The following is a 25,815-nucleotide window of genomic DNA, read 5'->3' as shown; positions in this document are numbered from 1 at the left end:
CCGAAACTATAGAAGATGATCTTGATTCCTGTCATCTGAACGCCCGAACTGCCGCACCTTTGGTGAGGTTTTTAGGCTTTTGTCCAAATTGGGGTGCGGCGAAAAGTTGGGCCTTGTATAGATCGCTCCAAAGGTCTGAGATGGCGATCGATTCCGTCTCTGCGAAGGGGCAGACCGTGTCTCGATCATTAACCCTCGCCGCGGCCGTCATCCTCGGCTTAGGCACCTCTCTCGTGGCCACGACCGCCGAGGCGTCCGTGGACCCCCTGCCGGCCCGCGACCGCATCGAGCTGTACCAGCTAGAAAGCCCGCCGGGCACCGCCCAGACGCTCAGGGAGAAGGGCTTCGACGTCGTCCAGCAGCAGTCCAAGGGCGACAAGGAGCACATCGAGCTGACCGCCGCCCAGGCGGACCTCGACGTCCTGGAGAAGCTCGGCCACAAACCGGAGCCCGTGCGCAACCCGCAGGGCCAGACCCAGCTCGAAGCGGCCAGGGCCCAGGCGGCCGGCGGCTACACCGTCTTCAAGTCCTACTCCGAGCCCGGCGGCATCGCCGACCAGCTCAAGGCCATCGCGAAGGCCAACAAGGACGTCGTCAAGCTCCAGTCGATCGGCAAGTCGCTGCAGGGCCAGGACATCCTGGCCGTCAAGGTCAGCACGGGCGCCAGGCTGCTGCCCGACGGACTCAAGCCCTCGACCCTCTTCTCGGCCACCCAGCACGCCCGCGAGTGGATCTCCACCGAGGTGGACATGCGGCTGCTGAAGCACGTGGTCGCGAACAAGGGCGCGCTCAGGGACCTGCTCAACAAGACCGAGCTGTGGTTCGTGCCGGTGGCCAACCCCGACGGGTACGACTTCACCTTCACCGAGGGCAACCGCCTGTGGCGCAAGAACCTGCGCGACAACAACGGCGACGGCCAGATCACCCGCGGCGACGGCGTGGACCCGAACCGGAACTTCCCCACGAACTTCCACTACGACGAGGAAGGCTCGTCGAGCATCCCCAGCAGCGACACCTACCGCGGCACCGGCCCGGCCAGCGAGCCGGAGACGAAGGCCTGGACGGCCTGCTCCGGCGGGTCAAGTTCGAGATGCAGCTCAACTACCACTCGTACGGCCCGCTGCTGCTCTACCCGATGGGCGTGCAGATCGCCACGGAGACCGCGGACAACCCCATCTACGAGGCGCTCACCGGCGACGACGCCAACCCGGCCGTCCCCGGCTTCGACCCCGACCTCGGCGCCGAGCTGTACACCACCAACGGCGACACCAACGACCAGGCCCACTTCCAGTACGGGACGCTGTCGTGGACGCCCGAGCTCAACGAGGGCTGCGACGGCTGCGGCTTCGTCTTCCCCGACGACGAGGCGCTGGTGCAGGCGGAGTTCGAGAAGAACCTGCCGTTCGCGCTCGACGTGGCCAGGTCCGCGGTCAACCCGGTCGAGCCGGTCACCCATCTGGGCAACAGGACGCCCGACTTCGAGCTCGACCCGTTCGAGTTCAGCTACGGCCGGGACCAGGTCGTCCAGGTCAACGCCAAGCGCAAGCTCGGCCCGGTCTTCCTGAACTACCAGGTCAACGGCGGCCGGACCAAGACCGTCCTGACCGGCGAGTGGAAGGGCGGCGAGCGGTACGGCAAGGGCTACAACCGCTACTACCACCGCCTGCGCGGCAAGATCACCGGCACCCGGCCGGGTGACAAGGTGAAGGTCTGGTTCAGCTCGATCGGCAAGAGGAGCGCCGACTTCACCTACACGGTCGCCACGGACATCGGCGGCAAGGTGCTGATCCTGGCCACCGAGGACGTCACCGGCCTGAGCCCGGCGCAGGGCGTGACCGAGGCCAAGTACGCCGACGAGTACGCCGCCGCCCTCCAGGCCGCCGGCTACAGCTCCGACGTGTACGACATGGACAAGATGGGCCGCAAGGCCCCGCACCCGCTGGGCGTGCTCAGCCACTACGACGCGGTGGTCTGGGAGACCGGCGACGACATCATCCCGAGGTCGCAGGGCCAGGTGCCGGGCACGACGTCCAAGGGCGGCGTGGACACCGAGCTGGCGGTCCGCGACTACCTGAACGAGGGCGGCAAGCTGCTGCACGCCGGCAAGTACCCCTCGTACGCGGCCAACTTCAACGGCTCCTACTACTACGAGCCCGACCAGCCCGAGAACCCCGAGTGCACGGTGGACGACGACCCGCCCTGCATCCCGGTGTTCAACGACTTCCAGCAGTACTACCTGGGCGCCTACGTCTTCTTCGACGACGCGGGCACCGACCACGCCACCGGTCAGCCGTTCGCGCTGCAGGGCAGTGGCGGGAAGTTCGACGGCTTCAGCGCCACGATCGAGCCGAGCCACACCAACTCGTTCGTCGCGACCTCGGCCATCCTGCCCGCCCAGCAGTTCCCCCTGTTCAGCAGCTCGGCCCAGGTCAAGTGGGTACGCCCGGGCGGCCCCTTCGACCCGCACACCGGCTCCTGGGACGTCTACAGCGGCATCGCCGACGTCTCGTGGAAGCGGCTGACCAAGACCATCGATCTGACCGGCCGGACCAGCGGCGACCTGTCGTTCTGGACCTCGTACGACACCGAGGCCGCCTGGGACTTCCTGACGGTCGAGGCCCGGACGGCGGGCGGCGACGACTGGACCACGCTGCCGGACGCCAACGGGCACACCACCCAGGAGGCCGGCGACAGCTGCCTGACCGAGAACAGCGGCGGCTGGCGCACGATCCACCCGTTCACGCAGCGCTACCAGGGCGTGAACTGCGAGCCGACCGGCACCTCCGGCGCGTGGCACGCGGCCTCCGGCAACTCGGGCGGCTGGCAGCAGTGGAAGATCGACCTGACCCCGTACGCGGGCAAGCAGGTCGAGATCTCCATCTCCTACATCAGCGACTGGGCCACCCAGGGCGCGGGCGTCTTCCTGGACGACTTCGCCGTCACCCTGGACGGCACGGCGGCCGAGTCGACCTCGTTCGAGTCGGACCTGGGCGGCTGGGCCGTCGGGGCACCGCCTGAGGGCTCCTCGCCGTCGATCAACAACTGGTTCCGTACGGACCAGCTCTTCGAGGAGGGCGGCGGCATCGTCACGGAGGACACCGTCTACCTCGGCTTCGGCGTCGAGACCGTGAGCGACCTGGCCAAGCGTACGGACCTGGTCAAGCGTTCCATGCAACACCTGCTCGGCGATTCCCGCTGACGCCCGCGAGGGGTGCGGCGCGTACGCGCCGCACCCCTCTTGCGTGTCCGGACAGAACATGGTTCGGTCACCTTGAGGCATACCGGTATCAAGCAAGCATTCGGTCAAGCAGGAGGCTCACGACATGCGCCAGCACGACACGCTGTTCATCGGGGGCGAATGGGTGGCCCCCGCGGGCACCGGGACGATCGACGTCATCTCCCCCCACACCGAGGAGGTCGTCGGGCGGGTGCCGGAAGGCACGGCCGAGGACATGGAGCGGGCGGTCGCCGCCGCGAGGGAGGCGTTCGACCACGGGCCCTGGCCGCGGATGTCCTTCGCCGAGCGGGCCGAGGTCGTCGGCCGGCTCGCCGCGATCTACAACGAGCGGCAGGCCGAGATGGCCCAGCTCATCACGGAGGAGATGGGCTCGCCGATCACGTTCTCCAACCTCGCGCAGGCGCCGCAGCCGCTCGGCATGCTGCAGTTCTACGCCGAGCTGGGCAGGACGTTCGAGCAGGAGGAGCAGCGGCCGGGGCTGTTCGGCCCGATCACCGTGCGCAGGGAGCCGGTGGGCGTGGTGGCGGCCGTGGTGCCGTGGAACGTGCCGCAGTTCGTGACCATGACCAAGGTCGCGCCCGCGCTCCTGGCCGGGTGCACGATCGTGCTCAAGCCGGCGCCCGAGACGCCGCTGGACGCGTACCTGCTGGCCGAGTGGGCGGCCGAGGCCGGCGTGCCGGCGGGCGTGCTCAACATCGTGGTCGCCGGCCGCGAGGTGGGCGAGCACCTGATCTCGCACCCGGGCGTCGACAAGGTGGCCTTCACCGGCTCGACGGCGGCCGGCCGGCGCATCGCGGCCATCTGCGGCGAGCAGCTCAAGCGGGTCAGCCTGGAGCTGGGCGGCAAGTCGGCCGCGATCATCCTGGACGACGCCGACCTGGCGGCCAGCATGGGCTTCCTGTCGATGGCCTCCCTCATGAACAACGGGCAGGCGTGCGTGGCCCAGACCCGCATCCTGGCCTCCCGCCGGCGCTACGACGAGGTCGTGGACGCGATCGCGGGCATGGTCAGCTCCCAGGCCGTCGGCGACCCCGCCGACCCGGGAACCGGCATCGGCCCGCTGGTGGCCAAGCGGCAGCAGGAGCGGGTCGAGGGCTACATCAAGATCGGCATGGACGAGGGCGCCAAGGTCGTCGTGGGCGGCCTGGACCGGCCGTTCGACCGCGGCTGGTACGTCTCGCCCACCGTCTTCGCCGGGGTCTCCAACGACATGCGGATCGCCCGCGAGGAGATCTTCGGGCCGGTCCTGTCGGTGATCCCCTACGAGGACGAGGCGGACGCCGTACGCATCGCCAACGACAGCGACTACGGCCTGGCCGGCACGGTGTGGACGGCCGACACCGAGCACGGCATGGACGTGGCCCGCCGGGTGCGTACGGGGACGTACGGCGTGAACTGCTTCATGCTGGAGACCAACGCCCCCTTCGGCGGCTTCAAGGCCAGCGGCATCGGCCGCGAGCTGGGACCCGAGGGCCTCGGCAGCTACCTCGAGTACAAGACGATCGCCCGCCTGGGCTGAGACGGAAGGGCCCCGCAAGAATCTGCGGGGCCCTTTTGTGCACGGATGCCACCCAGCGCGCCCCCGCGACGCTAGGTGCCAACCTCGCTGCCCGCAGCGGCCTGCTGGACGCAGGCCACTGTGGGCAACCGCCTGACTACAGCAGTATGTCCCACGTCCACCGCATCGACGGTTTCCTTCCCCAGGGACTTTCTCCCGGCGGTTTCCTTCCATCCGCCCTAGGTAGACGTCTTTCCTTCAGGAAAAGTTCGAGGAGATCCATTTGCCGATCCGGCGGACGAGTTCGGGGGTGGCCGCGGCCTCCGCGTGCCCGTAGCCGGGCTCCACCCAGAGCTCCTTCGGCTCCCGCGCGCCGGCGTAGAGCTGCTCGGCGTGGTCCAGCGGGAAGAACGTGTCCGCGTCCCCATGCACGATCAGCAGCGGCGTCGGCGAGATGAGCGCGGCGGCCTCGTGCGGCGGCATGGGGATCGGGTCCCACCGGCCCCGCGCGATCCTCGTGCGCTTGGCCACCCTGGCCGCCAACCGGCCGACCGGCTGCTCGATGGCCCAGTGCACCTGGCGCATCGGCCTGGTGCCCCGGTAGTACCAGCGGGCCGGACCGCTCACCGCCACCACCGCGTCCACCCCGCCGCGCAGCCCCGCGTGCCGCAGGGCCACCGACGCCCCCATGGAGAAGCCCACGACCGCCACCTTGGTGTAGCCGATCACGCGGGCGTGCCGGACCGCGGCCTCCACGTCGAGGATCTCCAGGTCGCCCACCGTGGTCTCGCCCCCGGAGCGCCCATGGCCACGGAAGTCGAACGCGATCACCCCGCCGTACCCGCTCAGCACGTGCACGATGCGGCGCGCGGTGCGTTCCCGCCAGGAGCCGGTGAAGCCGTGCGCGACGACGATGCCCACGTCCGTGCGGCCGGACGTGCGGGTCGCCGGGGTGTGCGAGGCGTCGATGCGGACCCCGTCCTCGGTTCTGAGCATGACGGGAAAGTTGGGCGCGAAAGGCATGGATATGAGCTTAGATACGCCCGGCGTCGATCCCGTGCTCGGCCGCCCACACCGCGATCTGCGAGCGCGCGTCGAAGCCCAGCTTGTCCATGATGTTGGCGATGTGCCGGGCCACGGTGGCCGGGCTGATCACCAGTTCCTGGGCGATGGCCCGGTTGCTGAGGCCCCGGGTGAGCAGCGCGGCGATCTCCCGCTCCCTGGCGGTCAGGCCGCCGTACCGGGGGCCCGCCACGGAGACCGGCAGCGGCGCCTGCCCGGCCTCGCTGTCCAGCACGCGCCTGGCCACCTCCTCCGGCGGCCACTCCATGCCCCGGGCCCACAGCAGCGTCACCCGGCCCGCGCCGAGCCTGCCGCGGGCGAGCGCCAGAAGCTCCTGAACGCGCCCAGGAGTGCCGAACTGCCCGATGGACTCCCGCAGGGCGGTGGCGGCCGCACCGGCCAGCACGGCGCCTTCCAGGTCGTCCTGAGCACGGGCCAGGGCCGACAGGGCCATGAGCGCGCGCATGATCCCCCTGCGCTGCCCTGACTGCCTGCTCAGCTCCAGGCTCGCGGCCACGTGCTCCCTGGCCGTGGCGTGGTCGCCCAGCCCGGCCGCCACCCGGCCGATCTGCGCCCGGCAGCGAGCCAGCTCGACCACGTTGCCCATGCCCTCCAGCAGCGGCAGCGCGGCCGCGTGGTAGGACATGGCGGCCTCCAGGTCGCCCGCCGCCTCGGCCACCGCGCCGAGGTGGGTCAGCGCCCTGGCCTGCGTCCAGTGGTGACCCGCCTCCCGGCCCAGGGCGAGCGCCTCCTCGCCGTAGCGCTGCGCCCGGCGCAACCGCCCGTGGAACAGCGCCACGTTGAGCTGGGCGATCCTGACGGTCGCCAGGTTGAACAGGTCGTCGTGGGCGGTGGCCGCCGCCTCCAGCTCCTCCAGGCAGAGCTGCGCCCGCCGGCTCTGCCCCGTGCGGAAGAACACGGTCAGCGCCACGCCGTAGGTGATGCCCAGCCAGTGCGTGTACGGGTGGCGCCGCTGCTCCTCGATGGCCTGCACGATGAGCTCCTCGGCGCGGCCCAGCTCGTCACCGGCCTCCAGCCCGTACGCCAGCGCGCCCCTGGCCACCGCCAGGAGGTCGGCGGGCACCTGCGACACGTCCAGCGCGAGCAGCCGCTCGTGCCAGCCGACGCTCTCGGCCAGGTCGCCCCGCACGGCCAGGATCGCCAGCGCCGCGCGGGCCAGGCGCAGCCCCGGCACCGGGTTGCCGGACTCCACCGCCCGGTCGATCGCGGCCCTGCAGTCGTCGAGCAGGGTGCGGCCCCTGGCGAAGTACGCGAACCGCTCCGGCCACGGCATCCGGGGGTCCAGCGAGCCGCCCTCGTAGCAGCGCTCCATCTCCTCGCAGATCACCCGCAGGTGCCGGTCACGCAGGCGCGCGACCTCGTCGACCTCGGCGAGGCGGTCGGCGGCGTACTGGCGGATGGTCGTCAGCAGGCGGTAGCGGCCGGCCCCGCCATGGTGCAGCACCAGCGACTTGTCCACCAGGCCCGCGAGCAGGTCGAGCAGCTCGGCCCGGCGCAGCACGCCCCCGTCGGCGCACACCCTCTCGGCCAGCTCCAGGTCGAACAGCCCCGCGAACACCGACAGCCGGCGCAGCAGCACCCGCTCCTTGGGCATGAGCAGGTCGTGGCTCCACTCGACGGCCGCCAGCAGCGTGCGCTGCCTGGCGGGAGCCGTGCGGGGGCCGGTGGTCAGCAGCCTGAACCGGTCGCCGATGCGGTCGGCGATCCGCCCGGGGCTCAGCAGGCTGGTGCGGGCCGCCGCCAGCTCCAGGGCCAGCGGCAGGCCGTCGAGCGCGCGGCACAGGCGTACGACGTCGTCCATGCTGCCGGTCACCCCGCGCGCCCCGGCCGCGAGCGAGCGCTCCACGAACAGCAGCACCGACTCGGCGTCGGGATGGTCGGCGTCGGGCAGCTCCAGGGGCGGCACCCGCCAGATCAGCTCGCCCGGGATGCGCAGCGGCTCCCGGCTGGTGAGCAGGAACCGCAGGCCCGGGCACTCGGCGATCAGCTCCGCCACCAGCTCGGCGCAGTGCTCGACCAGGTGCTCGCAGTTGTCCAGCACGATCAGCGTGCTGGCGTCGCGCAGGCGTACGCGCAGGCCGTCGAGCAGCCGCCCCGGGATCTCGTCGCGCACGCCGAGCACCCCGGCCAGCTCGCCGGCCACCAGCGCGGGACTGCCGAGGCGGGCCAGCTCCACCAGCCACACGCCGTCGGCGAACCAGGGCCGCGCCTGCGCCGCCACGCGCAACGACAGCCGGGTCTTGCCGATGCCGCCCACGCCGCTCAGCGTGATCACGCGTTCCTCCCGGACCAGCGCGCTCAGCTCCGACACGTCACGCGCGCGTCCGATGAAGCGGTTGGGCTCTGCGGGGAGGTTGTGGGGGGCTTGCACGGTCATGTCGGGGCCCAGGTGCTCGCGGGAGGATCAGCTTTCGCGCCAAGTCTCCCCCGCCGGGCGGGCCGATGCGATCACTTTGCGTGCAGAGTCAGCGACCGGCTGGATACGAATGTGAGGCGCTCAGGTCGGCGACGCTCATGATGATCCGTACGCGTGATTCGTCCGCCGCGTCCAGGGCCTGCCGGACGTTGGAGACCATCACCCGGGCGCCGCTCTCCTGGATGCGGTCCTGAAGCGTGGCCGCGTCGAGATCGGCGGGCAGGGGCCAGACGACGCCGCCCGCGGCGATCACCGCGTCGGTCGCCACCAGCAGGTCGGGCCCGACGGGCAGGCAGATGAGCACGGTGTCTCCAGCGCGCACTCCCCTGCGCCGCAACTGGACGGCCGCGACCGCGGACCTCTCGTCCAACTGCTCCTCGGTGAGCTTCAGGCCGGTGCCCGAATCCACCATCACGATGCGCTCATCCATGTGGCCCACGGTAAGGAGGGCGTCTCGTGCACACATGGGGCGGAATATGCAGATCCCTATGCAGAAGCGTGCCACTCCCTACCCGGAGGCGCCCGGATGCTCGGCCGCCCAGACCGCGATCTGGGCCCGCGAGGTATAGCCGAGCTTCTCCATGATGTTGGCGATATGCCGGGCGACCGTGGCGGGACTGATCACCAGCTCCTCCGCGATGGCCCGGTTGGACAGCCCCCGGGTGAGCAGACCGGCGATCTCCAGCTCGCGGGCGGTCAGCAGCGTGTGCCGGACGGGCTCGGCCGCCACGGGCGTCCGCGGGGCCAGCCGCTCGCCCTCCAGCACGTGGCGGGCGGCGTCGTCGGGGCTCATCGCCCGGCCCCGCGACCACAGCGAGGTCGTGCGGCCGTCGCCCAGTTTGGTCCGGGCCCGGCCGAGCAGCTCCTCGATCCTGATCGTGGCGGAGTGCTGGCCGATGGACTCGCGCAGCGTGGCCGCCGCCGCGGCCGCCAGCACGGCGCCCTCCAGGTCGCCTTCGTACTCGGCCAGCACCGACAGCCCGACCAGGCAGCGGGCCACGCCCTGCCGCTGACCGGTCGCCCGGCCCAGTGCGAGGCTGGCCGCCAGCCGCTCCCGCGCGACGCCGAACTCGTGCAGCATCGCCGCCACCCTGCCGATCCGGGCCAGGCAGCGCGCCAGCTCCAGATCGCCGCCCAGCTCGCGCAGCCAGGGCACGGCCCGCTCGTACTGAGCCTTGGCGGTCACCAGGTCGCCGCGGGCCTCGGCCACCGAGCCGAGCTGCGCGGCGGTCCTGGCCATCAGCCAGCGGTGACCGTGCTCGCTCGCCCGGGCGAGCGCCTCCTCGCCGGACCGCTGCGCCTCGCGCAACCGGCCGCGGGTCAGGGCCACCGCCGACAACCCGGCCAGCCCCGCCGCCTGGTTCCACAGGTCGCCGGAGCGTACGGCGGCGGCCAGGCCCTCCTCCGCGTGGTGCAGCGCCTCGTCGGCCCGGCCCATGCGCAGCAGCACCACGACCACGAGGCTGTGCATGACGCAGCGCGGGAACACGTTGTCCGGCGCCATCCCGGCCAGGCTCTCCTCCGCCACCTCCAGCGACCGGCTCAGCTCGTCTCGGGCCTCCAGCCCGTAGGCCAGGTAGGCCTTGACGTGCGCGACCTCATCGCCGGACACCCCGGTGGCATCGAGCGAGAGCAGCCGCTCGATCCAGCCGACGATCTCCGTCAGGTTGCCCCCGATGGGCAGCAGGCCCGTGCTGGTCCGGCACAGGTGCAGGCCCAGGGCCACGTTGCCGGACTCGGCGGCCCATTCGAGCGCCACCCGCTGGTCGTCGACCAGGGCCCGGCTCGCGGTCAGCGCCTCTAGCCGCCGCGACCACGGCACGCCGGGCTCGACCATCTCCCGGTTGAAGTGGCGCTCCTGCAGCTCGCAGAGCACGTTGAGGTGCCGCTCGCGCAGGACCTCGCGCTCGCCGGCCTGTTCGAGCCGCTCGACGGAGTAACGCTTGATCGTCTCCAGCAGCCAGTAGCGCCTGCGGCTCTCGTCGCACAGCACGAGGGACTTGTCCACCAGGCCGCCGAGCAGGTCGACGATCTCGCTCGCGCCGATCGGCCGCTCGGCGCACACCTGCTCGGCCAGGTCGAGGTCGAAATCGCCGGCGAACACCGACAACCTGCGCAGCAGCACCTGCTCCTTCGCCGACAGCAGGTCGTAGCTCCACTCGACGGCCGCCAGCAGCGTGCGCTGCCGGACCGGAGCGGTGCGGCCGCCGGTGGTGAGCAGCGAGAACCGGTCGTCTATGCGGTCGGCGATCTGCCCGGGGCTGAGCAGGCTGGTGCGGGCCGCGGCCAGCTCCAGCGCCAGCGGCAGCCCGTCGAGCGCCCGGCACAGGCGCACCACGTCGGGCAGGCTCTCGGGGCCCAGCCGGGTGCCGGCGGCCGCCGCCCGGTCCATGAACAGCTGCACCGACTCGGCGTCCGGCGTGCCCGGGTCGGGCAGGTCGAGCGGCGGCACCCGCCAGATGAGCTCGCTGGCGATGCGCAGCGGCTCCCTGCTGGTGGCCAGGACGCGCAGCGACGGGCAGGCCGCGACCAGCGCCGCGGCCACTTCGGCACACCTGTCGACCAGGTGCTCGCAGTTGTCCAGCAGCAGCAGGCAGCGCTGGTCGCGGAGCCTGGCCGTCATGGTGTCGAGGAGGGGGCGGCCGGCCTCCTCACGCACGCCGAGCACGCCGGCGATCTCCTGCTCCACCAGCTCCGGGCGGCCGAACCTGGCCAGCTCGACCAGCCAGACACCGTCCGGGAAGGCGGGCACCAGCCTGGCGGCGACCTGGAGGGCCAGCCGGGTCTTCCCGATGCCGCCGACCCCGCACAGCGTCACCACGCGCGTCTCGCCGAACAGGTCGTGCAGGTCGTCGAGATCACGCTCGCGGCCGACGAACCGGTTGGGCTCTGCCGGAAGGTTGTGCCGGGGGGAATCTGGCATGTGCTCACCCTGCGTCGCGGAAGGATCACACTCTCCCACAGTGTCGCACTTTTCACAGGCCAAGCGAGCTCACGACCGCCCTTTCGTCGACGACGCGCAGGATGGGGTCACCGAGCAGCCTTCTGGCGAGGTCATACGGTGCGACGACCATCGTGGCCCGGCGTTCCTGGGCCAGCACGCGGCAGCCGACCAGGCTCGGCTCATGGGCGACCACGACGCGGGCGCCGGACATCATGGCTAAATCGATCACCCGCAGGCCACGGAACGGCTCGCTCACCGCGCTGATCACGACGTCGTCCTTGCCGATCACCAGCCGGGCGGCGAGCCTGCGCAGGTCGGTCGCCAGCTCGGTGTTGTCGAACACCCGCTCGCCGCTGAGCGTGAACGCGGGCCCCGCCAGCGGCCCGAACTCGACCGCGCCGCTGGACAACAGCTCGGCGAAGGGCCTGGCGCCCGGCGCCGGCCGGAAGGAGAAGACCTGGTCCACCTTCACGGCCGCGGGGTCGTAGTGGTCCTGGGCGATCATCATGCGGGCCTCGCCGGCGGCCCCGAGCACCGCGACCCCGCCGGCCCAGGCCACGGCGTGCACCGCCACGGGCAGCGTGGCGCCCAGGGGGACGTTGACCAGAACGGGGTCGCCGTAACGCAGGCCCTGGGCACGCAATCCCTGTGCGGCCCGGGTGACCCGTCTCCCGAATGCCGCGTAGGACAGCACCTCGCCGGTCCTGACGTCGCTCACCGCCGGCTGATCGCCCTGCATCGGTGCCGCCGCCATAACCAGCTCTGTCCAGGTCATGCCGCCAATCTAAGGACGCGGTCCACGATTGCCATGCGCACAATTGTGCAACCGGCTATGTATGTAGGCCAGCCCACGACGTCGCCCGGCGCGATCCCGGCCCTGAGGAGCCCCTCCTTAACTACGCGGACGCCCGCGCGTACGCTCACCGCCATCTCGCCCCGCTCCTGCCATGAGGGGGGATCAACTAGACTTATGAGGTCGCGACTTCGCGCGGCCGACCCCACGACACAGAGCGAGACGTCATCATGCCTTTGAACAGCCGCGACGACCTGCGGAACATCGCGATCATCGCGCACGTCGACCATGGCAAGACCACGCTGGTCGACGCCATGCTCTGGCAGTCCGGGGCATTCCGCGCCAACCAGGATGTCGACGACCGCGTCATGGACTCCAACGACCTCGAGCGCGAGAAGGGCATCACCATTCTCGCGAAGAACACCGCGGTCAAGCACGGCGGCATGACCCTCAACATCATCGACACGCCCGGCCACGCCGACTTCGGCGGCGAGGTCGAGCGCGGCCTGTCGATGGTCGACGGCGTCGTGCTGCTGGTCGACGCCTCCGAGGGGCCCCTCCCGCAGACCCGGTTCGTGCTGCGCAAGGCGTTCGCCGCCAAGATGCCGGTCATCCTGTGCATCAACAAGGTCGACCGCCCCGACGCCCGCATCAAGGAGGTCGTGGACGAGGTCTACGAGCTGTTCATGGACCTCGACGCCACGGAGGAGCAGATCGACTTCCCGATCGTCTACGCCTCCGCCAAGGCCGGCCGGGCCTCCCTGGAGCGCCCGGCGGACGGCGGGATGCCCGACTCCGAGGACCTCGAGCCGCTGTTCGACATCATCAAGTCGACGATCCCGGCGCCCACCTACGACCCGAACGCGCCGCTGCAGGCCCACGTCACCAACCTCGACGCCTCCTCCTACCTGGGCCGCATCGCGCTGTGCCGGATCCACCAGGGCGTCATGCGCAAGGGCCAGCAGGTGGCCTGGTGCCGCACGGACGGCTCGATCCAGCGCGTCAAGATCACCGAGCTGCTGATGACCGACGCCCTCGAGCGCAAGCCGGCCGAGGAGGCCGGCCCCGGCGACATCATCGCCATCGCCGGCATCCCCGAGATCATGATCGGTGAGACGCTGGCCGACCCCGAGGACCCGCGCCCGCTGCCGCTGATCACGGTGGACGAGCCGGCCATCTCCATGACCATCGGCACCAACACCTCGCCCCTGGTCGGCAAGGTCAAGGGCTCGAAGGTCACCGCCCGCATGGTCAAGGACCGCCTGGAGAAGGAGCTCGTCGGCAACGTCTCGCTGCGCGTGCTGCCCACCGACCGGCCCGACGCCTGGGAGGTGCAGGGCCGCGGCGAGCTGGCGCTGGCCATCCTGGTGGAGCAGATGCGCCGCGAGGGCTACGAGCTGACCGTCGGCAAGCCCCAGGTGGTCACGAAGGTCGTCGACGGCAAGGTGCACGAGCCGGTCGAGCGGCTGACGGTCGACTGCCCGGAGGAATACCTCGGCGCGGTCACCCAGCTCCTGGCCGTGCGCAAGGGCCGCATGGAGCACATGACCAACCACGGCACCGGCTGGATCCGGATGGAGTTCGTGGTGCCGGCCCGCGGCCTGATCGGCTTCCGCACCGAGTTCCTGACCGAGACGCGCGGCACCGGCCTGGTGCACCACGTGTTCGACTCCTACGAGCCCTGGTTCGGCGAGCTGCGCACCCGCAACAACGGCTCGCTGGTGGCCGACCGGTCGGGCCCGGTGACCGCGTTCGCGATGCTCAACCTGCAGGAGCGTGGCACCCTGTTCGTCTCCCCGACGACCGAGGTCTACGAGGGCATGATCGTCGGCGAGAACTCCCGGTCCGACGACATGGACGTGAACATCACCAAGGAGAAGAAGCTCACGAACATGCGCTCCTCCACCTCCGAGGAGACGGAGAAGGTGATCCCGCCGCGCAACCTGTCGCTGGAGCAGGCCCTCGAATTCATCCGCGAGGACGAGTGCGTGGAGATCACCCCGGACGCCGTGCGCATCCGCAAGTTGGTGCTCGACGCCTCCGTCCGGGGCCGCGCCGCCGCCCGCGCCAAGCGTGGATGACGGGAATTTCACAAACCGGCCGCGTTTTGCTCGCTTTTTGCGAGCAAAACGCGGCTTTCGGGTAAGTACGGGCGGTAAGCCCGCCAGCTCCGCCACGTGCGATGGATGGACTCTCCCGTGTCACACCGTAAAGAAAACTTGTCATGGGAGCAGCTGTAATCACACCGTGACCCCGCGACATTAGAACAATCGCGTATGCCGGAGAATCATCCAAATTGTGGGAAAGCTCCGGATGGCAATCGCGTTCGGGCTGGCTCTGGTGTCTTTGGGGGCGATCGTTTGGTGCACCATCGCAGCCAGACCGGTGGCGGGGCCTGCGCCGCCCAAGGGCACCGCAGCGCCCAACCCCTGGGTGGCCGCCGCCGCCCGCGCCGACCAGACCCTGAAGTGGGCCCGAAGGGCCGCCTCCGAGGTGACGGTCACCAGAGCGCTCGAGGACGACCTGGAGCCGGTGCCTGAGGGGCGGCTCGACCCCCGGCAGCGGCAGCTCAAGGTCACCGTCCTGCACCGGCTCCGGATGAGCCGCGAGGACCCGCTCATCGAGGCGTTACGCCAGGGAGCCGGTTTCCCCGGCACGCTCCAGCAGGTCGTCGACGCCGCGTTCGGCGCCGTCAAGGTGGACGGCACCGGCCTGGCGCCCACCACGCGGCTTGCGCCCGTCCTCACCACCGACGGTGCGGTGACCACGGCCAGGTTCACGGTGACGCTGCTGCGGCAGCTGGAGAGGGACGAGTTGCTGAAGGTGCACTTCAGCAAGCCCGGCGCGTATCCCCCGATCGTGACCGGACGCTCGATCACCGTGCTGCCCGGCGAGTGGACCGTGCTGCGGCTGGAGGGCATCACGCCGGACTACGAGCAGGAGGAGCGGCTGACGTTCGCGGTCGGGGTCTATCCGGTGAGCATGACGCTGGCCCCGGACTCGTACGGGTTCGCCGACGTGGTCGTGGAGGAGGACTTCTCCTGGGCCACCGCGCTCGGCGTGCTGACCGCCATAGCGCTCGCCGTCTTCCTGCTGCGCTCGCTCGGCCGGGGCTGGTGGACCCGGCTGCCCAACAGGGAGCTGGTCATCGGGCTGGCGCTGGCGGCGCCCACGCTGCTCATCCCGCTGTTCGCGGAGGACTGGTCGCCGGTGGCGTACGTCATCCTCTTCGTCGCCGTTCCGCTGCTCACGCTGCGGCACGCCGGGCGGGTGCTGCCCACCAGCCCGCCGTGGAACAGCCGTGACCTGCTGCTGGTGACCGGGCTGGGCCTGCTGGTCGGGCTGGGCATGCTGATCTGGTCGTGGCTGCACGGGCAGCTGTCGGGCCAGGCCCTGATGGCCGGCGGGGCGGTGGCCGCCGTCGCCGCGGCGGGCTCGGCCATCGCGTTCAGCGTGGACCTGGGCGTGCGGCCGGTGATCGTCCGGCTGGCCGTGCTGTCGGCCGAGGCGGCGATCGGGCTGCTGGCCCTGGCCCTGTGGCTGCGGGCGCTGCTGGGCGGGGTGTACCCGCCCGACAGCATCCGGCTGGTCCTCGCGCTGAGCTGGGCCCTGATCGATCTCCGCGATGGCGGTGGCGACCAAGCAGTGGAAGCGGCAGGCCGTCGTGGGCGCGGTGCTCATCAGCCTGCTCGTCCAGGGGTGGCCGACCGAGTGGCTGGACTCCGGGTCGTGGAGCCTGGCGAACCTGCGGCCGGAGCCCGCGATCGGCAGCCTCACCCTCACCCCGATCGTGCGCGGGGTGCTGGGGCTGTTGCTGCTCGGGTTCGTGATGCTGGTGCTGCGGCTGCGCCGGCTCGGCGGGCACCTGTCCACGATCGACAGCCCGGTGGCCGAGTCCACCATGATCGCGGTGCTGATGGTGCTGTACATCACGCCCGGCGGCAGCACGACCCTGGCCGACATCGACGTGCCGCTGCCCCTGCTGGCCATCACCTCGCTGGTCGCCTGGGCGACGGCCCGCTGGCTGCTCACCGGCCCGCGCCTGACCGTCGTCGAGCCCGGCGACCAGGAGGAGCACCGCAGGCTCGTCAGGGCCGCCCTGCACAAGCGGCTGCTGCTCGTCTCCGAGCAGGAGCTCTACCGGATCGGGCGGGGCAGGATCGGCGCCGGCGAGCTGACGATGGCCGACTTCGAGCAGCAGCGCAACGCCCTGGAGGGGGCGATGAACCGGCACGGCGGGCACCCCGAGACGGCCTTCGCCACGGCCGCCGGGTGCACGCCCTGGCACAACGGCGTGCACGCCTTCACCGTCAGCCTGCTGCTGAGCCTGCCGTTCGCCCTGGTGTACGGCTGGCCGGAGGGCGTGGACCTGACCAGCTTCGTCTTCGACGGGCGCTACCTGATCACGCTGCCCGCCTTCGGGTTCCTGTTCGGCTATTTCTATCCCCGTGTCCGCGGCACCCAGCCGATGACCAAGGCCCTGCACCTGACGGCCGCGGCCCTGCTGACCGAGCTGTCGGGCTATCTGTCGACGCTGGCGGAGCCGGACATCGGGGCGGTCGACAAGGCGCAGGTGGTGGGCATCGTGGTGGGGCAGGTGATGATGGTGTGCATCGGGCTCGGCCTCTTCTGGGAGTGGCGCCTGATGCACCTGGCCGGGGAGCCGTGGGCGCGCGTGCGCAACCTGCGCAGCGTGCGGAGCCTGGCGGCGCCGACGCTGGCCCTGGTGCTGGCGGCGGGCACCACGGCGGCCTCCTCGGCGGCCGGGCAGACGGTGGACCGCATCCTGAAGGGCGACCAGATCACCACCCTCCAGCAACGCTGACGGCCGTGCCCGGCGCTCAACGGCCCGGCTCTCGACGGCCCGGCTCTCAGCGGCCCGGCCCTCAGCGGCGGGGCAGCTCGCTGCCCCGCACGTGGGTGCACAACCACTCCACCAGCGGCCCGCAGGCCCGCCACGTGCGCTCCACGTGCTCCCGCACCTGCGCCGTGTGCACCCACTCCTCCGGCTCGAACCGCATCCCGGCATAGAGCGACTTGTGCCGCAGCAGCTCGATCCGCGGATGGTCCTCCTCGAACCCCCTCGGCCGCGTCTTGAGCCGCTCCCCGCCCAGCTCGTATCCCTCGGCCACCAGCGTGCTCGCGATCGCCTCCAGCGGCTTGCCCGACAGGTCCTCGTCCACGGCCGCCCGGTAGCGGGCCAGCTGGTCGGAGGCGGTCGAGTAGACGCCGCCCGCCGTGAACAACCCCGCCGCGCTGATCTCCACGTAGAGCCCGATCGCGGGCATCAGGTCCACGAAGGCACCCTGGTGCGTTTTGTACGGTGACTTGTCCTTGGAGAAGCGCACGTCCCGGTAGGGCCGGAAGAGCTGGGCGGCCCCGAACTCCGCGGCCAGCTCGTCGGTGAGCGCCAGCATGGGCGCCCGCACGGCGTCCTCGTAGAGCTGCTTGTGCCGGGCGAAGTAGGTCTTCGAATTGTCCGCCTCAAGCCCCTCGTAGAAGAGGAACGCCTCGTCGGGGAAGCCGGTGAAACCCATGTCACCAGGGTGCCACGCCGCACCGACAACCCGTGAGGCGGATCACCGCTCGGTGTACGTGCGGCCCGGCGCGGGCGTCTTGCCGTACAACTCCGACACCGTGACGAACGTGTAGCCCTTCTTGCCGAGCGTGTCGAGCATCTTGGGCACGGCGTCCACGGTGGTGCGGTGGATGTCGTGCAGGAGGATGATCGAGCCGGGCTTGGCCTCCCCCGCCCGCTTGGCCACGGTCGAGGAGACCCGGTCCCGCCAGTCGAGGGTGTCGACGTTCCACAGGATCTGGGCCAGACCCTCCCGCCGCGTCTCGGCCTCGACCTGGGCGTCGGTCGACCCGTACGGCGGCCGCATCACCCGCATCCGCACCCCCGTGAGCCGCCGCACGATGTCCTCGGTGTGCTTGAGCTGCCGTTTGAGCTCGTCGTGCGGCACCTCGGCGAGCGGCGGATGGCTCCAGGAGTGGTTGCCGATCTCGTGCCCGTCGTCCACGATGCGCCGGACGGTGTGCCCGCCCTTGTCGGCCGCCACCATCTGCCCGATGACGAAGAACGTGGCCCGGACGTCCCGGCTGCGCAGCAGGTCGAGCAGCCGGCCGGTGTGCTCTCCCGGGCCGTCGTCGAAGGTCAGGGCCACGCATTTGAGCCGCCCGCAGTCGAACTTGCGGCTGCGCGGCCAGCCGGACTGCATCGACACCAGCCGTTTGGCCAGGGCGGCAGGATCGATGACGATCGGCCTGAACGGGACGACCGGCGCCTTGGACTGCTGCTGGCGATGCGACACCGACTGGGTGACACAGCTCACCAGGGCGAGCAGGGCCAGCGGCAAGGCCCACACACGCATGCTTCCCCCCGAAACACCGCATGCGGGGGCCTACGGATAATCCTGGACCGGTGCCCCCCGCAGCTCCCTGGCCAGGTCGTCCCACCAGATTGGGATATCCGTCTGCAATTCCTGGTAGCGGCGCGCCACGCGCATGGCACATCCGACCGGATCCGTACCCAGATGCCGACGTTTCACCGGTCCTTCCTGCCACCGGTAAAACCCGTCCCTATAGCGGACGACCAGCCCGATCCATACCGAGACGGTCTCGTCGTCGCCCACCTCGTAGGCGGTGGTGACGCCCAGACCATGGAGCTCCACCTGGAGCTTCTCCGTCGCCGCTCTGGCCTCACTCACACGCCACCCCCTGCCGACGTCTCACCGTGCGCGCACAGCGCGGTCACCGCATACAAGGGATGTACCCAGCAACGGGCATCAGCCGTCCAAGACATGGAGTAATCATGAAACTCCGCCGGGTGATCCCGTGGGCGTTCCGGCTTATTCGTCGTGCGATCGGCGGTGAAGAGCCCGCCGGGCGGGCGGATGCTCCGGGGAGCGGCCGCGGACCGTCCAGGTGGCCGGCGTGGCGTGCGCGCTCACCACGGTGGCGCTCATAGCCGTTGCACAGCATCTCCAGCCTTGCTACGTTTCGCCCGTGCGCCCTGACCGGGCACGTTCCGATGGTGAGTCGTTGAAGCACGTCGCGGTGCCGTACGACTCGGATGAGTCCTTTCTCGACCTGACCGTGCCGCGCGTGCGTTCCGCGCTGGACGAGGGCAGGCAGGTGCTGGTGATCACCCGCCCCGCCAAGCTGGCCCTGCTGACCGGCGCCCTGGGCCGCGACGCCGGGCGCATCGACAGCCGCGCCCCCACCTCCTGGTACGACCACCCGTACCGGATGCTGGCCGCCTACCACGAGTACACCCGCGGCCGCCGCACCCTCGTGATCGGCGAGCCCGGCTGGGCGGACAGGAGCGAGCGGGGCGTCAGGGAGCTCATCCGCTGCGACTCCGTGATCAACGCCGCGCTCCGCGCGGCGGCCACGATCATGCTGTGCCTGTACGACGTCAGGAACGTGCCCGAGAGCGTGCTGGAGTTCGGGCCGGTCAACCACCCCGTGCTGCTCGGCACGGACGGCGAGGTGACGAGCACCCGCTTCGTCGAGCCCCACGAGCTGGTGCTGAGCGACGACCACGCCCCGCTCCCCGCGCCGGGGAGGGATGCCGAGACGATCCGCTTCACCGCCCGCGAGCTGAAGCGGTTACGCCAGAGCGTCGGCGACTACGCCAGGGCCGCCGGGATGGACCGCAACCTCATCACCTCGCTGGTGATCAGCGTGTCCGAGATCGCCGCCAACAGCGTCGAGCACGGGGCCGGCTACGGCACGATCGCGATGTGGGTGGACGGCGGCGAGCTGATCTGCGAGATCGCCGACCCCGGGGGCGCGCTGGACGACCCCTTACCCGGCTATATACCACCGGAGCCCGAGTCCCCACGGGGATACGGGCTCTGGATCAGCAGGCAGCTCTGCGACCTCGTGGAGCTGCGCACGGAAGGCGGCGTGTTACGCGTCCGCCTTCATCTCGACATGGGGGCCTAGGCGGCACGCTGGGCGGGGAGGCGGACGGCGCCCTCCTCGCGGGCGTACTCCTCCAGCATCACCCGGAGCTGGCGGCGACCACGGTGCAGCCGCGACATCACGGTGCCGATGGGAGTGCCCATGCGGTCGGCGATCTCCTTGTAGGCGAACCCCTCGACGTCGGCCAGGTAGACGGCGACGCGGAAGTCCTCCGGAAGGGAGCGCAGGGCGTTCATCACGACGCTGTCGGGCAGCCGGTCGAGCGCCTCGGTCTCGGCCGATCGAAGGCCGGTCGAGCTGTGCGACTCCGCGGCGTGCAGCTGCCAGTCCTCGATGTCCTCGGCGGCGGACAACTTGGGCGAGCGCTGCTTCTTCCGATAGTCGTTGATGAAGTTGTTGGTCAGGATCCGGTGCAGCCACGCCTTGAGGTTGGTCCCCTCACGGAACTGGTGGTACGAGGTGTACGCCTTGGCCACCGTCTCCTGAACCAGGTCCTCCGCGTCGGCGGTGTTACGGGTCAGGCGCATGGCGGAGGCGAACAGCTGCGACGTCACGGGCACGACATCGCGCTCGAACCAGTCCTGACGCTGCTCATCGGTCATAGTGATCAATTCATTCCCCCTTGCGCTATCCCCCGTTTCGGCACAAGCCGCCTGACGGCGGTTCCATCATCGCAAGACCCAGGTAAGGGACGCGTTAGGGAGGTTCCGTCTTGGCCAGAAGGGGCTTCCGTCCATCTGCTCGCGGCGTGCGTGGTCACGTCCACGGCCGGACAAGTCTCAGTATCATAACACTACCCACCCAATATTGCAGTAATAGTGGCGAGGGTCACATGGGATAGCGTATGAGGATGAGTTTCGTGGACCGTCACGACACGGGCACACGCCGCTGGGTGGCTGAGGCCATACGCAAGGTCGAGGCCGACGCCAACCGTAGTTGCGACACACATCTGCACGTCTTTCCGCTTCCCTCGCACTGGGGAGTAAACCTCTACCTGAAAGACGAGTCAGTGCACCCAACAGGTTCACTGAAACACCGACTTGCCCGGTCCCTATTCCTGTACGGCCTGGCCAACGGCTGGATCGGCCCGGCCACGACCGTGGTGGAGGCGTCGAGCGGATCCACCGCCGTCAGCGAGGCGTATTTCGCCCGTCTGCTCGGCCTGCCCTTCATCGCGGTGATGCCCGCGTCCACGTCGCCGGAGAAGATCCACCTCATCGAGTTCTACGGCGGGAAGTGTCACCTGGTCGACGATCCCGGTGCGATCTATGACGAATCTCACCGCCTGGCCGCCGAGACCGGCGGCCATTTCATGGACCAGTTCACCTACGCGGAGCGGGCCACCGACTGGCGCGGCAACAACAACATCGCCGAATCCATCTATTCCCAGATGTCCTTGGAGCCCCACCCGGAGCCGGCCTGGATCGTGGTCGGGGCCGGAACCGGGGGCACCTCCTCCACGATCGGCCGCTACATCCGCTACCGCCGCCACCCCACGCGCCTGGCCGTCGTCGACCCGGAGGGCTCGGCCTTCTACCCGAGCTGGACGGCGGGCGACACCTCCGTCACCGCCCCGGGCTCGCGCATCGAGGGCATCGGCCGCCCCCGCGTGGAGCCCTCGTTCCAGCCCATGGTCATCGACCGCATGATCGCCGTGCCGGACGCCCGCTCGATCGCGGCCATGCACTGGACGCGCGAGGTGACCGGCCTGGACGTCGGGGGCTCGACGGGCACGAACATGGCGGCCTGCGTGGACCTCATCTCGGAGATGCGCGCGGCGGGCGAGCCGGGCAGCATCGTGACCCTGGTGTGCGACCGCGGCGACCGCTACAAGGGCACCTACGGCGACCCTGGCTGGCTGGCCGCCAACGGCCTGGACATCGAGCCCCACCTGGCGGAGCTGCGCGCGTTCCTGACGGGTTAGGAGGCCGGCGTGGCCGGGTCGACGCCGAACAGCCCGGCCACGTCGTCCAGGATCGCGTGCGCGCCCTGGATGCCCACCGCGCTCATCCACGTCAGGTCGCTGACCTCGTGCTTCTCGCCCTTGAGCGTGCCCCACAGCGGGTTGCCGACGAACTTCTCCTTGGGCCCCTCGGACGCGGGGTCCGGGTAGGTCGCGACGAAGATGTGGTCGGCGTCCAGGTCCGCGATGCGCTCCTGGCTCACGTCGACCGCGATGGCGTCCTGCTTGGTCGGCTGGCCCTCGGGACGCGGGAAGCCGACGTCCTTCATGACCACCCCCGAGTAGGAGTTCTCCACGTACAGCCGGGTCGTCGGCTCACCCGCGAAGCGCACGATGGAGATCGTCGGCAGCTCGCCGTCCTTCTCCTTGATCGCCGTACCGATCTTGCCCGCCCGCTCCTCGAACGCCTTGATCCTCGTGTCGGCCAGCTCCTCCTTGCCCAGGGCCTGGCCCATGAGGCGGAGGTTCTCCTTCCAGATGGCCCCGGTGGTCTCGCTGAAGACGGTCGGCGCGATCTTCGTGAGCTTGTCGTACAGGGCCTCGTGCCGGACCTTCGCCGAGACGATCAGGTCAGGCTTGAGCGCCATGATCTTCTCCAGGCTCGGCTGCTCCAGCGTGCCGACCGGGGTCGCTTCCTTGCCGTACTGCTGGGCGACCGTCCCGAGGTAGTCGGGCAGCTTGGTGTCGATCGACCGGTACGTGGTGTAGCCCACCACCGGCGTCTCAAGCGTCAGCACCGCGTCGACGAAGCTCTGGTCGAGCGCCACCACCCGCTTGGGCTGCGCCGGGATGACCGTCTCGCCCATCGCGTGCTTGACGGTCCTGAAGGGGGCCGCGCTCGCGGAAGGGGCGGCCTCGCCCGCCGGCTCCGCCGAGCCGCAGGCGGCCAGTCCCATCACGAGGAGCGCCCCGACCAGCGTGCGCAACGGTCTCATCAGATCCCTTTCCCGAAAAAGTAAGGCAAACCTAAATTAGGTTAGCCCTGCCTAAGCTGGCATACTTCACCAGGATCGGGCAAACGATGAGGAGGACACGGGTGAGCGCAACCGCCATCGCCCCGCGTCTTCATGGCATCCGGCACCGCCGGCTCACCGTCCTGCTGGTCCTTTTCGCCGCCGTGGCGGTCGCGGTGGTGCTGAGCATCACCATCGGCTCCAAGTCCGTCCCGCTCGCCGACGCCTGGCACGCCCTCACGGACCCGACCGGCACCGAGAACGACATCGTCATCCGCTCGCTCCGCGTCCCCAGGACCGTCCTAGGAGTGCTCGCCGGGGTCGCGCTCGGCGTGGCCGGCGCGCTCATGCAGGGCCACACGCGCAACCCGCTCGCCGACCCCGGCCTGCTCGGCGTCACGCAGGGGGCGGCGTTCGCGATGGTGGCCTCGATCGTCCTGCTCGGCGCCTCCAGCCTGCTCGCCTACATCTGGTTCGGGCTGGCGGGCGCGCTGGTGGCCAGCGTGGCGGTGTTCGCGCTGGGGATGGTGGGCGGCCGGGGCGGGCCCACCCCGGTCACGCTGGCGCTGGCCGGGACCGCGGTGAGCGCCTTCCTGTACGCGCTGACCTCGGCCATCGTGCTGCTGGACGAGCAGGCGATGGACGTGTTCCGGTTCTGGCAGGCGGGCTCGATCGCGGCCAGGGGCGCCGACGTGGTGTGGCAGGTGCTGCCGTTCATCCTGGTCGGGCTGGTGCTCGCGATGGTGAACGCCCCCGGGCTCAACGCGCTCTCCCTGGGCGAGGACGTGGCCAGGAGCCTCGGCCAGAACATCCCCCTGACCCGGACCGTCGGCGTCGCCGCCGTCACGCTGCTGTCGGGCGCGTCCGTCGCGGCCTGCGGCTCGCTGGCGTTCGTGGGGCTGATCGTGCCGCACCTGGCCCGCCCGCTGTCGGGCACCGACCATCGGTGGCTGCTGCCGTACTCGGGGCTGGTCGGCGCGGCGCTGCTGCTGATCGCCGACGTGATCGGCCGCGTGGTCGCCCCGCCCGGCGAGCTGGAGGTGGGCGTGGTGCTCGCGCTGCTGGGCGCCCCCTTCTTCGTCGCCCTGGTACGCCGCAGGAAGCCCGTACGACTGTGATGACCACTCTCCCCCTTCGCGTCGGCGGCCTGTCCTGGCAGGTACGGATCCGCGGCGTCGCCATCTCGTCAACCGGCCTCGTCCTGCTCGTCCTGCTCATGGCTCTGAACATGCGCATCGGCGACATCGAGATGACGCTGCCGGAGGTGGTCGCCGGCACGTTCGACGTCAACAGCGCCGCCCACTTCGTCATCATGGAGCTGCGCCTGCCGCGCGCCCTCACCGGCGCCCTGGTCGGCGCCGCGCTGGCCCTGTCGGGCGCGATCATCCAGTCGATCGTGCGCAATCCCCTGGCCAGCCCCGAGATCCTCGGCGTCACCACCGGCGCCTCGGTCACGGTGGTGGCCGGCGTCGTGGCCACCGGCAGCGTGTTCGGCGGCGCCAGCGGCCTGCTGGCCACTCTCGGCATCCCCGCGCTCGCCCTGCTCGGCGGCCTGCTCGGCGCGGCCGTCGTGTACGGCCTGGCCTGGCGGCGCGGCCTGGACGGCTACCGCCTGGTGCTGGTCGGCATCGGCGTGGCCGCCGTGTTCACGAACGTCAAGTTCTGGCTCCTGACCATCGGCGACGTGAACGACACCAGCCGCGCCATGGTCTGGATCAGCGGCTCGCTCAACGGCCGCGGCTGGGAGCACGTGACGCCCACGGCGCTGGCCCTGATCGTCCTGGTGCCGCTCACCCTGCTCGGCACCCGCTCCCTCGACGCCCTGCGCTTCGGCGACGACACGGTCACCGCGCTCGGCGTGCGGGTCAACCTGGCGCGCGCCCTGATGATCCTGGCCGCCGTGCTGCTGGCCGCCGTGGCGACCGCGTCGGCGGGCCCGATCGCGTTCGTGGCCCTGGCCTCGCCGCAGATCGCGCTGCGGCTGGCCCGCTCGGCCCAGCCGCCGCTGCTGTGCTCGGCGGTCATCGGCGGCGTGCTCACCACGGCGGCCGACCTGATCGCCAGGACCGCGTTCTCCCCGCTCGAACTGCCCGTCGGCATCGTCACGGCCGTCCTGGGCGCCCCGTACCTGATCCATCTGATCTGGAGGTCGCGAAAGTGAGACTGCAGGCCGCCGGCGTCAAGCTCGGGTATGGCGATCGCGTCATCGTGGACGGACTCGACCTCGGCATCGAGGCGGGCACCGTGACCACCATCATCGGCCCGAACGGCTGCGGCAAGTCCACGCTGCTGCGCGCCCTCGGCCGGCTGCTCAAGCCGCAGGGCGGCGAGGTGCTGCTGGACGGCAAGCGCATCGACAAGATCCCCACCCGCGAGGTGGCCAAGATCCTCGGCGTGCTCCCCCAGGCGCCCACCGCCCCCGAGGGGCTGACCGTGGCCGACCTGGTGGCCAGGGGGCGGCATCCGCACCAGACCTGGTACCGGCAGTGGTCCTCCGACGACGAGGGCGCGGTCGCCGCGGCGCTGGACATGACCGGCCTGGCCGACCTGGCGGAGCGGCCGCTGGAGGAGCTGTCGGGCGGGCAGCGGCAGCGGGCGTGGATCTCCATGGCCCTGGCCCAGGGCACGGACCTGCTGCTGCTCGACGAGCCGACCACGTTCCTCGACCTGGCTCACCAGGTGGAGGTGCTGGAGCTCGTCCGGCACCTGCACCAGGAGGCCGGCCGCACGGTCGTCATGGTCCTGCACGACCTCAACCTGGCCGCCCGCTACGCCGACCGCCTCGTGGCCATGCGCGCCGGCCGGGTGATCGCCTCCGGCACCCCGCACGAGGTGCTGACCGAGGAGCTGCTGCGCGAGGTGTTCGAGCTGGACGCCAAGATCATCGCCGATCCGGTGGCCGGCACTCCCCTGGTCGTCCCCATCGGCCCGCTCTCCCCTCGCACCTGACCGCTCGGCGAGAGCCGCCGGGCCCCGCGCGCCCGGCCGGGCATCC

General features: G+C 70.6%; 20 protein-coding genes and 1 pseudogene. 10 read left to right on the top strand and 11 right to left on the bottom strand.

The window, feature by feature from the left end; translation table 11 throughout:
• Positions 1-140: 140 nt before the first annotated feature.
• The 3 genes and pseudogenes from ACTWPW_RS03065 to ACTWPW_RS03055 all read left to right on the top strand — a co-directional run.
• Positions 141-1,016: pseudogene (locus ACTWPW_RS03065) on the top strand (M14 family zinc carboxypeptidase); the annotation flags it as partial.
• Positions 1,017-1,090: 74 nt separating this feature from the next.
• Positions 1,091-3,199, top strand: a complete 2,109-nt coding sequence (locus ACTWPW_RS03060) for a hypothetical protein (RefSeq protein ID WP_443167887.1) — start codon at positions 1,091-1,093, stop codon at positions 3,197-3,199.
• A gap of 124 nt (positions 3,200-3,323) precedes the next feature.
• On the top strand, positions 3,324-4,757 hold the full coding sequence (locus ACTWPW_RS03055) for an aldehyde dehydrogenase (RefSeq protein WP_375111342.1): 1,434 nt from the start codon (positions 3,324-3,326) through the stop codon (positions 4,755-4,757).
• Positions 4,758-4,994: 237 nt separating this feature from the next.
• Here ACTWPW_RS03055 and ACTWPW_RS03050 read toward each other — a convergent pair whose 3' ends face one another.
• From ACTWPW_RS03050 to ACTWPW_RS03030, 5 genes are all read right to left on the bottom strand, one after another.
• Positions 4,995-5,732: an alpha/beta hydrolase gene (locus ACTWPW_RS03050; RefSeq protein ID WP_375111343.1), complete on the bottom strand. Its 738-nt coding sequence runs from the start codon at positions 5,730-5,732 to the stop codon at positions 4,995-4,997.
• 37 nt (positions 5,733-5,769) lie between these two features.
• The gene (locus ACTWPW_RS03045; protein WP_443167886.1) at positions 5,770-8,196 is read right to left on the bottom strand and encodes a LuxR C-terminal-related transcriptional regulator; all 2,427 of its coding nucleotides are present in this window, start codon (positions 8,194-8,196) and stop codon (positions 5,770-5,772) included.
• Between the two features lie 88 nt (positions 8,197-8,284).
• On the bottom strand, positions 8,285-8,665 hold the full coding sequence (locus ACTWPW_RS03040; protein WP_443167885.1) for an AMP-binding protein: 381 nt from the start codon (positions 8,663-8,665) through the stop codon (positions 8,285-8,287).
• Between the two features lie 78 nt (positions 8,666-8,743).
• The gene (locus tag ACTWPW_RS03035; RefSeq protein ID WP_443167884.1) at positions 8,744-11,158 is read right to left on the bottom strand and encodes a LuxR C-terminal-related transcriptional regulator; all 2,415 of its coding nucleotides are present in this window, start codon (positions 11,156-11,158) and stop codon (positions 8,744-8,746) included.
• 52 nt (positions 11,159-11,210) lie between these two features.
• On the bottom strand, positions 11,211-11,954 hold the full coding sequence (locus tag ACTWPW_RS03030; RefSeq protein ID WP_443167883.1) for an AMP-binding protein: 744 nt from the start codon (positions 11,952-11,954) through the stop codon (positions 11,211-11,213).
• A 248-nt stretch (positions 11,955-12,202) separates the two neighbouring features.
• Here ACTWPW_RS03030 and typA point away from each other — a divergent pair, with 248 nt between their 5' ends.
• The gene (gene typA, locus ACTWPW_RS03025) at positions 12,203-14,053 is read left to right on the top strand and encodes a translational GTPase TypA (protein WP_443167882.1); all 1,851 of its coding nucleotides are present in this window, start codon (positions 12,203-12,205) and stop codon (positions 14,051-14,053) included.
• An 888-nt stretch (positions 14,054-14,941) separates the two neighbouring features.
• On the opposite strand, the gene ACTWPW_RS03020 is transcribed toward typA, so the two are convergent.
• Positions 14,942-15,553: a hypothetical protein gene (locus tag ACTWPW_RS03020; protein ID WP_443167881.1), complete on the bottom strand. Its 612-nt coding sequence runs from the start codon at positions 15,551-15,553 to the stop codon at positions 14,942-14,944.
• 44 nt (positions 15,554-15,597) lie between these two features.
• Here ACTWPW_RS03020 and ACTWPW_RS03015 point away from each other — a divergent pair, with 44 nt between their 5' ends.
• Positions 15,598-16,797 carry a hypothetical protein gene (locus ACTWPW_RS03015; protein WP_443167880.1) on the top strand — a complete coding sequence of 400 codons (1,200 nt, stop codon included), beginning with the start codon at positions 15,598-15,600 and terminating at the stop codon, positions 16,795-16,797.
• Positions 16,798-16,858: 61 nt separating this feature from the next.
• Here ACTWPW_RS03015 and ACTWPW_RS03010 read toward each other — a convergent pair whose 3' ends face one another.
• From ACTWPW_RS03010 to ACTWPW_RS03000, 3 genes are read right to left on the bottom strand one after another with little or no spacing between them, the layout of a single operon-like run.
• Entirely contained in the window at positions 16,859-17,509 is a 651-nt protein-coding gene (locus tag ACTWPW_RS03010) for a DUF2461 domain-containing protein (protein WP_443167879.1), read from the bottom strand.
• A 42-nt stretch (positions 17,510-17,551) separates the two neighbouring features.
• Complete coding sequence (locus tag ACTWPW_RS03005) at positions 17,552-18,346, bottom strand: polysaccharide deacetylase family protein (protein ID WP_375111351.1); 795 nt, start codon at positions 18,344-18,346, stop codon at positions 17,552-17,554.
• A gap of 30 nt (positions 18,347-18,376) precedes the next feature.
• Positions 18,377-18,682 (bottom strand): hypothetical protein, encoded by a 306-nt coding sequence (locus ACTWPW_RS03000; RefSeq protein WP_375111352.1) that lies wholly within the window; start codon positions 18,680-18,682, stop codon positions 18,377-18,379.
• 334 nt (positions 18,683-19,016) lie between these two features.
• Between ACTWPW_RS03000 and ACTWPW_RS02995 the strand changes: the two genes are divergently transcribed.
• On the top strand, positions 19,017-19,925 hold the full coding sequence (locus ACTWPW_RS02995; protein ID WP_375111353.1) for an anti-sigma factor RsbA family regulatory protein: 909 nt from the start codon (positions 19,017-19,019) through the stop codon (positions 19,923-19,925).
• Here the strand turns inward: ACTWPW_RS02995 and ACTWPW_RS02990 are convergent.
• Positions 19,922-20,506: a sigma-70 family RNA polymerase sigma factor gene (locus ACTWPW_RS02990; RefSeq protein ID WP_364118007.1), complete on the bottom strand. Its 585-nt coding sequence runs from the start codon at positions 20,504-20,506 to the stop codon at positions 19,922-19,924. The genes ACTWPW_RS02995 and ACTWPW_RS02990 overlap by 4 nt on opposite strands.
• A gap of 248 nt (positions 20,507-20,754) precedes the next feature.
• On the opposite strand from ACTWPW_RS02990, the gene ACTWPW_RS02985 reads away from it, so the two are divergent.
• Positions 20,755-21,828, top strand: coding sequence for a PLP-dependent cysteine synthase family protein (locus ACTWPW_RS02985; RefSeq protein WP_375111354.1), 1,074 nt, complete (start codon positions 20,755-20,757; stop codon positions 21,826-21,828).
• Here the strand turns inward: ACTWPW_RS02985 and ACTWPW_RS02980 are convergent.
• Entirely contained in the window at positions 21,825-22,802 is a 978-nt protein-coding gene (locus ACTWPW_RS02980; protein ID WP_375111355.1) for an ABC transporter substrate-binding protein, read from the bottom strand. The two genes, ACTWPW_RS02985 and ACTWPW_RS02980, sit on opposite strands and share 4 nt — an antisense overlap.
• A 101-nt stretch (positions 22,803-22,903) precedes the next feature.
• Between ACTWPW_RS02980 and ACTWPW_RS02975 the strand changes: the two genes are divergently transcribed.
• From ACTWPW_RS02975 to ACTWPW_RS02965, 3 genes are read left to right on the top strand one after another with little or no spacing between them, the layout of a single operon-like run.
• Entirely contained in the window at positions 22,904-23,938 is a 1,035-nt protein-coding gene (locus tag ACTWPW_RS02975) for a FecCD family ABC transporter permease (RefSeq protein WP_443167878.1), read from the top strand.
• Positions 23,938-24,981: a FecCD family ABC transporter permease gene (locus ACTWPW_RS02970; RefSeq protein WP_443167877.1), complete on the top strand. Its 1,044-nt coding sequence runs from the start codon at positions 23,938-23,940 to the stop codon at positions 24,979-24,981. The genes ACTWPW_RS02975 and ACTWPW_RS02970 overlap by 1 nt, the downstream gene beginning before the upstream one ends.
• The gene (locus ACTWPW_RS02965) at positions 24,978-25,769 is read left to right on the top strand and encodes an ABC transporter ATP-binding protein (RefSeq protein WP_443167876.1); all 792 of its coding nucleotides are present in this window, start codon (positions 24,978-24,980) and stop codon (positions 25,767-25,769) included. The genes ACTWPW_RS02970 and ACTWPW_RS02965 overlap by 4 nt, the downstream gene beginning before the upstream one ends.
• Positions 25,770-25,815 lie beyond the last annotated feature (46 nt).

Origin of the sequence: Nonomuraea sp. KM90 (genome assembly GCF_052246675.1) — a bacterium.
In the GTDB taxonomy this organism is placed as follows: domain Bacteria; phylum Actinomycetota; class Actinomycetes; order Streptosporangiales; family Streptosporangiaceae; genus Nonomuraea.
Note: the sequence above shows the minus strand (reverse complement) of the source record. Positions and strands in the feature narration are given on the sequence as shown.

Coding starts and splice junctions, on each gene's coding strand:
- ACTWPW_RS03035 (WP_443167884.1), bottom strand. CDS start 11,158: ATGCCAGATTCCCCCCGGCACAACCTTCCGGCAGAGCCCAACCGGTTC.
- ACTWPW_RS03015 (WP_443167880.1), top strand. CDS start 15,598: ATGGCGGTGGCGACCAAGCAGTGGAAGCGGCAGGCCGTCGTGGGCGCG.
- ACTWPW_RS03060 (WP_443167887.1), top strand. CDS start 1,091: ATGCAGCTCAACTACCACTCGTACGGCCCGCTGCTGCTCTACCCGATG.
- ACTWPW_RS03055 (WP_375111342.1), top strand. CDS start 3,324: ATGCGCCAGCACGACACGCTGTTCATCGGGGGCGAATGGGTGGCCCCC.
- ACTWPW_RS03050 (WP_375111343.1), bottom strand. CDS start 5,732: ATGCTCAGAACCGAGGACGGGGTCCGCATCGACGCCTCGCACACCCCG.
- ACTWPW_RS02985 (WP_375111354.1), top strand. CDS start 20,755: ATGAGTTTCGTGGACCGTCACGACACGGGCACACGCCGCTGGGTGGCT.
- ACTWPW_RS02970 (WP_443167877.1), top strand. CDS start 23,938: ATGACCACTCTCCCCCTTCGCGTCGGCGGCCTGTCCTGGCAGGTACGG.
- ACTWPW_RS03010 (WP_443167879.1), bottom strand. CDS start 17,509: ATGGGTTTCACCGGCTTCCCCGACGAGGCGTTCCTCTTCTACGAGGGG.
- ACTWPW_RS03045 (WP_443167886.1), bottom strand. CDS start 8,196: ATGACCGTGCAAGCCCCCCACAACCTCCCCGCAGAGCCCAACCGCTTC.
- typA (WP_443167882.1), top strand. CDS start 12,203: ATGCCTTTGAACAGCCGCGACGACCTGCGGAACATCGCGATCATCGCG.
- ACTWPW_RS03005 (WP_375111351.1), bottom strand. CDS start 18,346: ATGCGTGTGTGGGCCTTGCCGCTGGCCCTGCTCGCCCTGGTGAGCTGT.
- ACTWPW_RS02990 (WP_364118007.1), bottom strand. CDS start 20,506: ATGACCGATGAGCAGCGTCAGGACTGGTTCGAGCGCGATGTCGTGCCC.
- ACTWPW_RS03030 (WP_443167883.1), bottom strand. CDS start 11,954: ATGACCTGGACAGAGCTGGTTATGGCGGCGGCACCGATGCAGGGCGAT.
- ACTWPW_RS03020 (WP_443167881.1), bottom strand. CDS start 15,553: ATGCTGTCGGGCGGGTACACCCCGCCCAGCAGCGCCCGCAGCCACAGG.
- ACTWPW_RS03040 (WP_443167885.1), bottom strand. CDS start 8,665: ATGGATGAGCGCATCGTGATGGTGGATTCGGGCACCGGCCTGAAGCTC.
- ACTWPW_RS02980 (WP_375111355.1), bottom strand. CDS start 22,802: ATGAGACCGTTGCGCACGCTGGTCGGGGCGCTCCTCGTGATGGGACTG.